At 70.7% G+C, this 12,943-nt stretch carries 10 protein-coding genes; 7 read left to right on the top strand and 3 right to left on the bottom strand.

Annotated features, from left to right (window positions below; all coding sequences use genetic code 11):
- From G6045_RS20585 to paaK, 3 genes are all read left to right on the top strand, one after another.
- Positions 1–1,445: NCS1 family nucleobase:cation symporter-1 (locus G6045_RS20585; RefSeq protein WP_165333496.1), on the top strand; the 1,445-nt coding region annotated here is incomplete at its 5' end.
- Between the two features lie 4 nt (positions 1,446–1,449).
- Entirely contained in the window at positions 1,450–2,166 is a 717-nt protein-coding gene (locus G6045_RS20580; RefSeq protein WP_165333495.1) for an aspartate/glutamate racemase family protein, read from the top strand.
- Between the two features lie 182 nt (positions 2,167–2,348).
- Positions 2,349–3,656, top strand: coding sequence for a phenylacetate--CoA ligase PaaK (gene paaK / locus G6045_RS20575; protein WP_165333494.1), 1,308 nt, complete (start codon positions 2,349–2,351; stop codon positions 3,654–3,656).
- Here the strand turns inward: paaK and G6045_RS20570 are convergent.
- The gene (locus tag G6045_RS20570; RefSeq protein WP_165333493.1) at positions 3,607–4,578 is read right to left on the bottom strand and encodes a LysR family transcriptional regulator; all 972 of its coding nucleotides are present in this window, start codon (positions 4,576–4,578) and stop codon (positions 3,607–3,609) included. The genes paaK and G6045_RS20570 overlap by 50 nt on opposite strands.
- A 157-nt stretch (positions 4,579–4,735) precedes the next feature.
- Between G6045_RS20570 and G6045_RS20565 the strand changes: the two genes are divergently transcribed.
- Both G6045_RS20565 and G6045_RS20560 read left to right on the top strand, forming a co-directional pair.
- Positions 4,736–6,211, top strand: a complete 1,476-nt coding sequence (locus tag G6045_RS20565; protein ID WP_165333492.1) for an MFS transporter — start codon at positions 4,736–4,738, stop codon at positions 6,209–6,211.
- Positions 6,212–6,236: 25 nt separating this feature from the next.
- Positions 6,237–6,740: a pyridoxamine 5'-phosphate oxidase family protein gene (locus G6045_RS20560; RefSeq protein WP_165333491.1), complete on the top strand. Its 504-nt coding sequence runs from the start codon at positions 6,237–6,239 to the stop codon at positions 6,738–6,740.
- 40 nt (positions 6,741–6,780) lie between these two features.
- On the opposite strand, the gene G6045_RS20555 is transcribed toward G6045_RS20560, so the two are convergent.
- Together G6045_RS20555 and G6045_RS20550 are read right to left on the bottom strand one after the other, a co-directional pair.
- Positions 6,781–8,703: a hypothetical protein gene (locus tag G6045_RS20555; RefSeq protein WP_165333490.1), complete on the bottom strand. Its 1,923-nt coding sequence runs from the start codon at positions 8,701–8,703 to the stop codon at positions 6,781–6,783.
- 120 nt (positions 8,704–8,823) lie between these two features.
- Complete coding sequence (locus G6045_RS20550; protein ID WP_165333489.1) at positions 8,824–9,513, bottom strand: TetR/AcrR family transcriptional regulator; 690 nt, start codon at positions 9,511–9,513, stop codon at positions 8,824–8,826.
- A gap of 123 nt (positions 9,514–9,636) precedes the next feature.
- Here G6045_RS20550 and G6045_RS20545 point away from each other — a divergent pair, with 123 nt between their 5' ends.
- Positions 9,637–11,118, top strand: coding sequence for an APC family permease (locus G6045_RS20545; RefSeq protein ID WP_165333488.1), 1,482 nt, complete (start codon positions 9,637–9,639; stop codon positions 11,116–11,118).
- Between the two features lie 45 nt (positions 11,119–11,163).
- A complete protein-coding gene (locus G6045_RS20540) occupies positions 11,164–12,804 on the top strand; it encodes an amidohydrolase (RefSeq protein ID WP_165333487.1) in 1,641 nt (546 codons plus the stop codon).
- The last annotated feature ends 139 nt before the right edge of the window (positions 12,805–12,943 follow it).

The raw sequence follows: 12,943 nt of genomic DNA, 5'->3' as shown, positions 1-12,943 counted from the left end.
CCACCACCCCGGATCCCCGCCTCACCAACGAAGACCTCGCGCCCGCCAAGGAGCGCAAGTGGAAGGTCTTCGACCTGTTCGCGCTGTGGATGTCCGATGTGCACAACCTCGGCAACTACACGTTCGCCGCGGGCCTGTTGGTCATCGGCATGAGCGTCTGGCAGGTCTTCACCTCCCTGCTCGTCGGCTTCATCCTGATCTACATCGGGATGAACGCGATGGGGAAGATGGGCCAGAAGCACGGCGTCCCGTTCCCCGTCATCAGCCGGATCAGCTTCGGCGTCTGGGGTGCGAACATCCCCGCGCTGATCCGCGCGGTGATCGCCATCGCCTGGTACGGCATCCAGACCTATCTGGCCTCGGTCGCCGTGAACGTGATGCTGCTCGCCGCCTGGCCGGGCCTGGAGTCCTGGACCGAGCACTCGTTCCTCGGACTTGACGCACTCGGCTGGGTGTCGTTCCTGTCGCTGTGGGTGCTCCAGGCGCTGATCATGACGCAGGGCATGGAGTCCATCCGCAAGTTCCAGGACTTCTGCGGCCCGGCGATCTGGGTCGTGATGATCGCCCTCGCGGTCTGGATCCTGGCCGAGGCCGACTGGACCATCTCCCTCACCGACAGCTTCCACCCGGTGGACACCGGCGAGCAGGTCCGGCTGTGGTTCGGGGCGATCGGCCTGATCCTCGCCACCTACGGCACGCTGATGCTCAACTTCTGCGACTTCTCCCGGTTCGCCCCCGACTACCGCACCGTCAAGCGCGGCAACTTCTGGGGCCTGCCCATCAACTCCACGGCGTTCGTGGTGCTTTCGGTGGTCGTGACCGCCGGCAGCATGGAGGTGTACGGCGAGGCCATCACCGACCCCGCCCTGCTCGTCGCCAAGGTCGACAACACCCTGGTGCTCTTCCTCGGCGCCCTGACCTTCGCCATCGCCACCATGGGCGTGAACATCGTCGCCAACTTCGTATCCCCCGCGTACGACCTGGCGAACGTCTGGCCGCAGAAGATCACTTTCAAGGTGGGCGGCTTCATCTCCACCGTCGCGGCGCTGCTCGTCACGCCGTGGAACCTCTACTCCAACCCGACCGTCGTGAACTACTTCCTGGGCGGGCTCGGCGCCTTCCTCGGACCGCTGTTCGGCGTGATCATGGTCGACTACTTCTGGGTCAAGCGCGGCAGGATCGACGTGGACCAGCTCTTCAACGCCGGTCCCGACTCGCCGTATTACTACCGCAAGGGCGTCAACCCCAAGGCCCTGTGGGCGTTCGTGCCGAGTGCGGCGATCACCGCGGTGCTCGCCCTGGCGCCGGCCTTCGACGCGGCGGCTCCGTACTCCTGGTTCATCGGTGTGGCGATCTCGGCGGCCCTGTACGCGGCGATCTGCCGCACCGAGCGCGCCGCCGACCCGGTGGTCCCGGCCCAGCGGGCCGCGCAGCCGGAGGCCTGAGCGCATGCACCTGCTCGTCACGAACTGCAACACCACCGCGGCCATGACCGAGGAGATCGCGGCAGGCGCCCGCGCGGCCGCGGGCCCGGGGACGACCGTCACCGGACTCACGCCCGCGTGGGGCCCGGAATCGGCCGAGGGGTGGCTGGACAGCTATCTGTCGGCGGCCGCGGTGCTCGACACGCTGCGGCAGTACGAGGGCGGGTGCGACGCCGTCGTGATGGCGGGGTTCGGCGAGCACGGCCGTGAGGGCGCGCGGGAACTGCTCGGCGTACCCGTCGTCGACATCACCGAGGCGGCCGCACATCTGGCCTGCCTCATCGGACGGCGCTACGCGGTGATCACCACCCTCGACCGGACCCGCGGCCAGATCGAGGACAGCCTCCATGCGGCCGGGGTCCTCGCCAACTGTGCGGCGGTGATCGGCACCGGGCTCGGCGTCCTCGAACTGGGCGATCCGGAGCGGACGTTGGAGGCCTTCGTACAAGCTGCCGAGCGCGCGAAGGAGGCGGGCGCCGAGGTCCTGGTGCTCGGCTGCGCCGGGATGACCGGGCTGCAGCGGGCCGTCGGCGACAAGCTCGGACTGCCGGTCGTGGACGGCGTGGCGGCCGCGGTGAAACTCGCCGAGTCGCTTGTCTCGCTCGGCCTCACCACCAGCAAGGCGGGCGGTTACGCCGATCCGCTGCCGAAGCGGCGCCAGTGGGGGCCGCCCGAACAGTGAAACCCCGTACGCGGTGGCTCCCCTTTCCTGAAGGGGGAGCCACCGCGCCCTGACACAACTGCCCGCCGCACACCCCTTGTCCCCGGCGGACCCGCCCTGAATTACTGATCCCGACAGGTCAACCGAATGATCGGTCGCCCGATACGGGCGCGCGTGGACGGCACGGGACAGGAGTACGGCGGATGACGGACATGCTCGACGCGGGTGAGCGGCTCGACGCGAAGGAGCTCCAGCTGCTCCAACTGACGCGGCTGCGGGACACGTTGGAGCATGCGTACCGGAACGTGCCGCATTACCGGGCCGGCTTCGACAAGGCCGGGGTGCACCCCGAGGACTGCCGTACGCTCGCGGACCTCGCCCGTTTCCCGTTCACCACCAAGGCCGATCTGCGGGAGAACTATCCCTTCGGGATGTTCGCCGTCGAGCGCTCCGAGATCCGCCGCATCCATGCGTCCAGCGGGACGACGGGGCGGCCGACCGTGGTCGGGTACACCGAGGGCGATCTGGACGTGTGGGCCGATGCGGTCGCCCGGTCGATCCGCGCGGCGGGCGGGCGGCCCGGACAGATCGTGCATGTGGCGTACGGATACGGCCTGTTCACGGGCGGCCTCGGCGCGCATTACGGGGCCGAGCGGCTCGGCTGCACGGTCGTGCCCGCGTCGGGCGGGATGACCGCACGCCAGGTCCAGCTGATCCAGGACTTCCGCCCCGAGATCATCATGGTGACGCCCTCGTACATGCTGACGCTGCTCGACGAATTCGAGCGCCAGGGCATCGACCCGCGCACCACCTCCCTGCGGACCGGCATCTTCGGCGCCGAGCCGTGGACCGAGCAGATGCGTACGGAGATCGAGGAGCGGTTCGCGATCGACGCCGTGGACATCTACGGGCTCTCGGAGGTGATGGGCCCGGGTGTGGCGCAGGAGTGCGTGGAGACCAAGGACGGGCTGCACATCTGGGAGGACCACTTCTACCCGGAGGTCGTGGACCCGGTGACCGGAGAGGTGCTGCCGGACGGCGAGCCGGGCGAGCTGGTGTTCACCTCGCTCACCAAGCAGGCGATGCCCGTGATCCGCTACCGGACAAGGGACTTGACGCGTCTGCTGCCGGGGTCGGCCCGGCCCGCGTTCCGCCGTATGGAGAAGATCACCGGCCGCAGTGACGACATGGTGATCCTGCGCGGAGTGAATCTCTTCCCGACCCAGATCGAGGAGATCGTGCTGCGCACGCCCGGCGTCGCCCCGCACTTCCAGCTGCGGCTCACCCGCGAGGGCCGGCTCGACGCCCTGACCGTACGGGCGGAGGCACGCGCCGATGCCACCGCCGAGGAACGGTCAGCGGCGGCGGTCATCATCGCGCGGGCGGTGAAGGACGGCGTGGGTGTCTCGGTCGGAGTCGAGATCGTGGATCCCGAGACGCTGGAGCGTTCGGTGGGGAAGATCAAGCGGATCGTGGACGAGCGGCCGCGTACGGGCGTGTCGGCGAGCTGAGCCCCGGAACCGAACTGCGCGGATCCCCGGCCGCCAGGTCTCGCGCCACCTCGCGCGCGGTCCTCACGAAGGCCTCGACCGGCCCGGGCGCCTGACCGGCCCGCCAGACCAGCCCGTAGTGGACCGGTTCCGCGTCACTGAAGGGGACATAGGCGACACCGGGCCGCGCGTAATACGTGGCCGTGTGCGCGGGGGCGAGCAGCGCGCCCTTGCCGCCCGCGATGAGCATCAGGGCTTCCTGCATGTTGGTCACACCGGGGCCCTGGGGGATCGCGCGACCCGCCGGCGTGCGCGTGGGCACGTGGTGCTCGCGCCAGTAGTCCGGCAATTCGCCTTCGAGCTGCAACAGCGGCGCTTCCGCCAGGTCTTCCAGGGACACCGAGTCCCGCGCGGACAGCGGATGGGCCGTGCCGATCACGAGGACGCGCTCCTCGGCGAGCAGCACGGGCCCGCCGCCGAGATCGTCCTCCTGTACGGGAAGTTCCTGCAGCTGGACGTCGAAGTCCCCGTTGCGCAGCTGTCCGTACGGATCGGTGAGCGGCACCTCGCAGATCTCCACGGCGAGCCCGGGGTGGCTGAGGCGCAGCGCCTCCGTGGCCTTCAGGACGATCTCGCCGGTGAGCGGGTTGGCGAAGCCGACGTGCAGCACCGTGTCGATCCCGCGCGCCGTGGCGGCGGCCCGGGCGAGGGCGTCCTCGATGCCCTGATGGAGGGGTGCGAGATCCTCGCGGAGCTGACGGCCGAGTGCGGTCAGGGCGACCCGGCGGCTGGTGCGGGTGAACAGCGGGGCTCCGACCCGGCGTTCGAGCCGCTGCACCAGCTGGCTCACGCGGGCGCGCGAGAGCCGCAGCCTGTCGGCGGTGCGGCCGAAGTGCAGCTCCTCGGCAAGCAGGAGAAAGCACTCCAGTTCGTCGCGTTCCATCGCACTCCCCCAGGTCGAGCGGATCGGTAAGCCTGGTTGAACGAACGTTGCGATCATCGCCGTTGTTCCGCCTGATGGCTCTGCCCGAAGGTGAAGGAGCCGGATCCGGAGTCGCCGGACGGCGGCCCCAACTCCCTTCTCCCACCGAGGAACCGTCATGAGTTCGCCCCATGCATATCCGCATAAATCAGCAGATGCTCTGAGTGGCCGGGACTGGGGTGTGCTGCTCGTCCTGTGCGGCGCGATCTTCCTGGAGGGCATCGATGTGGCCATGCTCAATGTGGCCCTGCCGTCCATCCGCGCCGACCTCGGCCTGTCCACCGGTTCCCTGCAGTGGGTGATGAGCGCCTACGTCCTGGGCTACGGCGGTTTCATGCTGCTCGGCGGCCGCGCGGCCGACCTGTTCGGGCGCCGGCAGATGTTCGTGTTCTGGCTCTCGGTCTTCCTGCTCTTCTCGGGGCTCGGCGGACTGGCCACCGAGGGCTGGACGCTGATCGTGGCCCGGTTCGTCACCGGAGTCGCGGCGGCGTTCATGACCCCGGCGGGCCTGTCCATCATCACCACGAGCTTCGCCGAGGGCCCGCAGCGCAACAAGGCGCTGCTCGTCTACTCCGGCACCGGGGCCGCCGGCTTCTCCATCGGCCTGGTCGTCGGCGGTCTGCTGACCTCGGTCGGCTGGCGCTGGGTGTTCTTCGCCCCGGTGGTGCTCTCCGCGCTGATCCTGCTCGCCGCGCTCGCCTTCGTACCGAAGGCTCCGCGCCCCGAACGGACCGGAGGGAGCGTCGACTTGGCGGGCGGCCTCACCGTCACCGCCGCGATCGTGCTGATCGTCCTGGGCGTGGAGCGCGCCTCCCACACCGGACTCGTCCCGACCCTGCTCACCCTGGGCGCCGGTCTCGCCTCCCTGCTCGCGTTCGTCGTCATCGAAGCGCGGTCGGCCAACCCCTTGGTGCGTCTGGGCATCTTCCGCAGCGGCCCCCTGGTCCGCGCGAACCTCGCCGGGCTCCTCTTCGCCGCGGGCTTCTTCGGCTTCCAGTTCCTGGTCGTCCTCTACCTCCAGGAGCTGCGCGGCTGGTCCACCCTGGAGACCAGTTTCGCCATGATCGTCATCGGCATCGACGCGGTCCTCTCGCCGCTGCTCGTGCCCCGCCTCGTGGCCCGTTTCGGCAACGCACGCCTGATCCTCGGCGGCCTCCTCGTCGCCTCCCTCTCGTACGCCCTGTTCCTGCCGGTGGGCGCCGACTGGACGTATCCGGCGATGCTGCCCAGCCTGCTGCTGCTCGGCATCGCGTTCGCCCTCGCCTACGGTCCGTTGACGATCGTGGCCACCGAGGGCGTCAAGGAGGAGGAGCAGGGCCTGGCCGGCGGACTCCTCTACACCTCCTTCCAGTTCGGAGCGGCGCTCGGTCTCTCGGCGGCCACGGCCGTGAACGTCGCGGCCACCACGTCGAGCGCCCCGTCCGCACTCCTGGACGGCTACCGGTCCGCTCTGTGGGTACCGCTCGCCGCGGCCCTGCTCGCCGCGCTCATCAGCGCTTTCGGGGTACGGACCCGATCCATCGGCACGGTGACCGCCACAGGCGGACCGGCCGTCGACACCGCCGCCCCGGCCGAACTCCCCACTGCCCGCTGACCTTTCCCCGAAGGGACCAACTGCCATGCCCACCACCCGAGTCGACGCCTTCGGCGACCTCCAGGACACGTTCTTCAGCTACATCCGCGACATCAAGTACGCCACGATGATCACCGTCGACCGCGAGAACCGCCCCCGCGCCCGGGTGCTGCTCCCCGTATGGGAGGTCGTCGACGGCCGCCCGGTCGGCTGGCTCGCGGCGTACAAGACCCCGGTGAAGACCGCCCACTTGGCCCACAGCCCGCACACCACGTACTCCTACTGGAACCCGCGCCAGAACACCGTCCACGTCGACGCCCTCTCCACCTGGGCCGACGACGAGCCCACCAAGCACCACGCCTGGGACCTCTACCGCAGGGGCGGCCCGCCGGGGGTGGGATACGACCCGGTGCACTACTGGCGGGGCGGCCCCGACGACCCCGAGTACCACGTGATCCGCATCGACCCCTGGCGGATCCAGCTCGTACGGGGGTCGGATCTGCGGAGCACGATGTGGCGGGCCGATACCGCGGTGGCCCTGAGCGCCTGAAGTACGAGGGGTGCGGCGGGAGTTGGTGGTGCGCCCTGGTTCACCGCCGGGCGGCCACCGCTGCCGCCACGGCAGCGGTGCCCTCGGCCAGGATCCGGTACAGCACGGGGACCGGGATCAGCGGGTTGGTGACCGCCGCTTGCGCCGTGTCGCGGTCGTGCAGCAGCCCGGCCAGAACGCGGGCCGGCAGCCGCGGATTACGTATCGCTTCCCCGCGAACCACGGCCGCCGGATCGTTCAGGAGCCGCACCGCGTCGGCGGGCGACAGCCGAGCGTCCTCGGCCGCTCGCCGGCGCACCTCGGCTTCGGGGTCCCGGGCGCAGCGCGCGACGTCGGCGGGCGTGGACTGCGGATCGTCCAGGGCCAGGCGCCGCATGCGCCCGCCGGGGTCGTCGGCGTAACGCAGCAGGCCCGTGCGGGGGAAGTTGGGGTGGCTGCGGGGGCGGCCGGGGTGGCTGAAGCTCCCGTCCCACCAGCTCCAGACCTCGAGCAGCAGTTCGGCAGGGGCGTCGTCGCAGGATTCGGCGAGGAATAGGCGGACCGCCCGGTCCTCGTCCCGCGCCAGCCGCTCCACGACATCCGGCGGGAGACGCCGGGCGCGGGCCACGCTGCGGCGGATGAGCGGATGGGACGACGCGGCCAGGCGGCGCATCGCCCCGTCGTCGCCGTGCAGGTCCTTGACCCAGGGCAGGGTGTGCGACATCAGCGTGGGATCGAACTCGTGCCGCACCGCGGCACGTTGCTCCTCGGTGAGATCCGGGCGCAGGGCCACGGCGGAGCGGACGGCGCCATCCGGGTCCTCGGCCAGGGCGGCGACGCCGTGCGCGCTGAGGCCCGGATTGCCGGCCAGTGCCCTGCGTATCTCCGCGTCGTCGTTCCGTACGAGCGCGGCCTCCAACTCGGGGGCGAGGCGGCAGTGTTCGAGTGCTTGCCGCTGGTCGGGCAGGGCAGTGAAGACGTCGCGGGGCATGGGAACGCCCCCGTGATGGGCGAGGAGCGCCGCCCGTCGTACCGCGTCGTCGGTGTCGGCCAGCAGCCGCTCCCGAAGGGGCCCGGCAAGGTCCTCCCAGCGGGCGCAGACCGCGGCCCGCACGCGGGGATCGGGGTCGGCCGCCAGACCGGGGATGTGGTGTGCGGCGAGCTCGGGGAGTTCGGCCGCGTACGGGCGTGACGGGCCGGCGAGGAGGTCGTCGTACAGGTCTTCCGGGAGTTCGACGCCCCGGGCACAGGCATGCCGCGCCCAGTGCGCGCGACGCCTCGGAGAGGGTTCGGCGCGGATCAAACGGCCCCATTGGCCGGCCGTGAGCTGGGGGCCAAAGGGCTCGGCGGCCCTCGAGCGGACTTCCGGATCGGGGTGCGCCAGGGTGGCCTCGATGACAGCGGGCCGGTCGCCGGTGAAGAACAGACCCTCCACGCCCAGCATCTGGATCAACAGCTCGTCCGGCGCGGACGGATTGGACCCGAGCCATTCCACCCAGTGCAGAGGCCACGCCGGCCGCCCGGGCACCGCCGCCCACACCTCGGCGCGCTCGGCCTCCATCTCACGTCCGGCTGCCTCGGCGCTCTCCTCGAGGCGCTCCGGCAGCCGATCGAGGGCCGTCACCCGCAGCCCGTCCGCGCAGGGAACCCTCGCCAGCAGCACCTGACCGTCGAGCGAAAGCGCCACAAACCCCCGTGCCCCGTCAAGCTCCGGCACCTCTTCGCCGGCATACCGGACCCGCGTCCACCAGGCATCGTTGCCGCCGATCCGATGTCCGAGAACAGCGATCAGGAACTCGCCGTCGGCAAGTCGGCGCCACCACGCGAGGTCGAGCGCCTCAGCGGCCGCACCGTCCGGTGCCGCGATCCCCCGCGCGATACGCCAGGCGGCCTCCGGCGGAAACAGCCTGCCCGGACGCACGTCCTCGACGACCGTGAGTCCGGCGCGTCCGAGCAGTTCATGGAGTTCCTCTTGGTTCCGCACCCGGCGATGATCCCCGGCGACACCGGGCAGGACAAGGCCCCGAACCGGGCACGACAGCGGCCGGCTGGACCGGCCGGTTCCTTCTCATGCGCCTACGCCGACCGGCACGGCAAGGACTGTCTAGCCCGCCCGCACCTCCAGCGCCGACAGGAACAGCTCGAGCGCGGTCTCGAAGGAGCTCACCGCCATGAGCGGCAACTCCCGGCGCACCTCGGCCAGTTGTGGAAACTCATCGGCCGACAGCCCCTGATACGCCTCCGCCCAGGCCCGCGTATCCGCCCCCCGCCGCTCGGGGGCGAGCGCGGCGTGTGCCGCGTCCAGGGCCGCGTGGCCGAGCACCGTGTCGATGAAGGCCGCGTAGTGCCGTACCGCCGTGGCCTTGTCGAAGCCGCCGCGCAGCATCAGGCCGATCCCGATCTCCACCGCCCGGAACTCGTGAGGGCGGCGCGTCACACGGTACGCGGCGAGCGCGGCGATCTTCGGATGCCGGCTGTAGCCCCCGTAGACGCGGTGGGCCATCTCGCGCAGCCCCGCCAGCCAGTCGCCCGCGGGCGCGAAGCCGCCCATCGTCTCGCCGATGATCCGGTCGGCCACGGCGAGCAGCAGATCGTCGGTGTCGTGGAAGTACCGGTAGAGCGCGCTCGGATCGCAGCCCAGCGCCGCACCGAGCCGCCGCACGCTCAGCGCCTCCGCACCGTGTTCGCCCGCGAGCCGCAGCGCACAGTCGACGATCAGCTCCTCGGTCAGCACCGTGCCCGTCTTGGTCGGTCTGCGCCGCCGCCGCTCGACCGGAACCCGCCCTGCCGCCATGGCATTCCCTCCCTCGGCCGCCCTTATGTCAACACCATTGACGCAACTTTGGCAAGGCTGTTTGCTCATCGCCTCCGCTCGGCTCGTGCATCACTCCTTGTCCCTGGCCTGAGGAGCTCAACGATGAACAGCTCTACGTCCTCCGGCGCGCCCCCGCGGCTGCACCGTTCCCTCGGCGTCGTCGACGGCGTCGCCCTGGCCGCGTCCAGTACCGCCGCCACCACCAGCGTGGGCATCGGCATGGGCGCGCTCGCCGCGACCGTCGGTCTGCACGCCCCGGCGATCCTCCTGGTCGCCTTCCTGCCGATCCTCGGCATCGCCACGGCGTATGCGCGCCTCAACCGCTCCGAGCCCAACATGGGCAGCGGATACGTGTGGGTCGGCAAGTCGATCGGTCCCTGGCTCGGCTTTCTGACGGGCTGGGTGACGCTCGTCGGCACCGTCATCTTCATGGCGTACACGAGTGCGGTGACCGGCTCGGTGGTCCTGCAGTTCGCCAACAAAGCGGGCCTGCATGAGCTCCTGGGCATCGGGCTCGACCCCAACTCGACCGCGCTGAGCACCGTGTTGGGGCTCGGAGTGCTCGCCGCCGTGACGGTCACCGCTGTCACCGGCGTACGGCACGCGACCCGCTTCCAGACCTGGCTGCTCGTCTTCGAGTACGGGGTGCTGCTCGTGTTCTGCGGCTGGGCGATCGTCACCGGGGAGCACGCCTTCGACTGGTCCTGGTTCGACCCGTTCGCGATCGGGGACGGCACGGCCTTCGCGCAGGGTCTGGTGCTCGCGGTGTTCTTCTTCTGGGGATGGGACGCCGCGTTCAGCGTCACGGAGGAGACCAAGGACACCCGCGATGTGGGACGGGGCGGGTTCATCGCCCTGTTCACGATGCTGGCGATCTTCCTGTACGGGTCCGTCGCCTTCCAGCGCGAGTTCTCGCTGACCGAGCTGATCGAACAGGGACCGCAAGGACTCACGTATCTGGGCGAGCAGTTGGCCTCCGAGCCCTGGGCGACGCTGCCGCTGCTCGCGCTGATGTGCTCGGCCGTGGCATCCCTGCAGTCCAGCGTCATCCCGACCGCGCGCGGGCTGCACGCGATGGGGCGCGACCGCACGATGGGGCCGCTGTGGACGAAGATCAGTCCCCGCTACGGTTCACCGGCCGCCGGCACCGTCGCGGTCATGGCGATCGCCGCCGTCGTCGCGCTGCTCGCGCTCGCCATCCCGAAGCTGAACGAGATGATCCTCGCCGCGGTCAACTCCATCGGCCTGATCGTGGCCCTGTACTACGGCCTCACCGCACTGGCCTGCGCTGTACGCTTCCGCTCCGATCTGCGTACGGCTCCCGGGCAGGCCGTCCGCTCGGTGCTCGCACCGGGACTGTCCGGAATCGCCCTGCTCTGCATCGGCGGCTATCTCGGACACTCGTACTTCACGATGAGCGATCACTTCGCACTCAGCCCGGACAACGGCTGGTTCATGCTCGCCGTACCCGCCGCGGTGATCGCGTCCGGACTGGTGATGGCCGCCTGGGCGAAGTACCGGCGGCGCTCGCCCTACTTCGAGAAGCGGGGCTTCTCGCTCGCCGCTCCCGAATCCAGTGACTGACCTGTTTCCCTACCGCACACCGTCTCGACCGCAAGGAGTTCCGCGATGCACGCCGATCTGGTCTTCACCGGCGGCCCTGTCCACACCGTCTCCCCCGCTCGTACGCGGGCCACGTCCGTCGCGATACGCGGGGAGCGGATCGTCGCCGTCGGGCAGGACGAGGTGCGCGAGCTGATCGGGCCGCGTACCGAAGTCGTCGACCTGAAGGGGAAGTTGCTGATCCCGGGCTTCCAGGATGCCCATGTGCACCCGGTCGGCGGCGGGATCGAGCTGGGGCAGTGCGATCTCAGTGGCGCGACGACGCTCGACGAGTACCGCCGCCGGATCCGCGCCTACGCCGACGCGCACCCGGACGCCGAGTGGATCACGGGCGGCGGCTGGGCGATGGAGGCCTTCCCCGGCGGCCTGCCCACCGCCGCCGAGCTGGACACGCTGGTGCCCGACCGGCCCGTGTACCTCACGAACCGCGATCACCACGGCGCCTGGGTCAACTCCCGCGCCCTGCACCGCGCGGGGATCGACGCCCGTACACCCGACCCTGCCGACGGCCGGATCGAGCGGGATGCCGACGGCTCCCCCACCGGGATGCTGCAGGAAGGCGCCGCGAACCTGGTCGGCAGGCTGCTGCCCGAACTCACCCTTCAGGAGACGATCGCGGGCCTCCTGCGCGCGCAGGAGCTGCTGCACTCGCTCGGGATCACCGCCTGGCAGGACGCGCTGCTCGGCGAGCTCGGCAACCTCAAGGATCCGACGCCCGCGTATCTCGCCGCGGCGGGCGACGGCCGGCTGACCGCGCGCGTCGTGGGCGCGCTGTGGTGGGACCGGGCGCGCGGCACCGAGCAGCTCGACGAACTCCTCGCCCGGCGCGAGGCGGGGACGGTGGGCCGGCTGCGCTGCACCAGCGTCAAGATCATGCAGGACGGCATCGCCGAGAACCACACGGCCGCCCTGCTCACCCCGTATCTGGACGGCTGTGGCTGTACGTCGGACAACAGCGGCATCAGCTTCGTACCGCCCGAGGAGCTCCAGAAGTACGTGACCGCGCTGGACGCGCACGGATTCCAGGTGCACTTCCACGCGCTCGGCGACCGCGCGGTACGCGAGGCGCTCGACGCGGTGGAGGTGGCGCGGCGCACGAACGGCTTCTCCGATACGCGGCCGCATCTGGCCCACCTTCAGGTCGTGCACCCGGACGACATCGGGCGCTTCCGAGCGCTGGGCGCGAGCGCCAATTTGCAAGCCCTGTGGGCCGCGCACGAACCGCAGATGGACGAGCTGACGATTCCGTTCCTCGGCGCCGAACGCTCGGCGACGCAGTACCCGTTCGGTGCACTGCTGCGCTCCGGCGCGACGCTCGCGGCGGGCAGCGACTGGCCGGTCAGCAGTCCGGATCCGGTGCAGGCCCTGCACGTGGCGGTCAACCGTCGCCTCCCCGAGGCCCCCGAGGGGACCGGGGTGTTCCTGCCGGAGCAGCGCATCGACCTGGGCGCCGCGCTGGCCGCGTACACGGCGGGCAGCGCCTATGTGAACCATCTCGACGACGAGACCGGGACGATCGCGCCGGGGTATCTGGCGGATCTGGCGGTCCTCGACAGGGATCCGTTCGCCGGGCCCCCGGAGGAGATCTGCGCGGCTCGGGTGGAGCAGACGTTCGTGGGGGGTGCCCGGGTGTTCTCGCGCTCGTAGTGCCTCGTGGCCCCTGGGTCAGCGCGGCGGCCCGTCCTTCCGGAAGTTCCGGACGGACGGGCCGCAGGCTTCGTGACACGTCCCCGAGCAGGACGCCTCGCGCATCGATCGGCCGCTCCTCGACTCCGGTCGCCCTCAC

Origin of the sequence: Streptomyces mesophilus (assembly GCF_011044995.1) — a bacterium.
GTDB classification, from domain to species: domain Bacteria; phylum Actinomycetota; class Actinomycetes; order Streptomycetales; family Streptomycetaceae; genus Streptomyces; species Streptomyces mesophilus.
The sequence above is the reverse complement of the archived record's forward strand: the minus strand, read 5'-3'. Positions and strand labels throughout refer to the sequence as shown.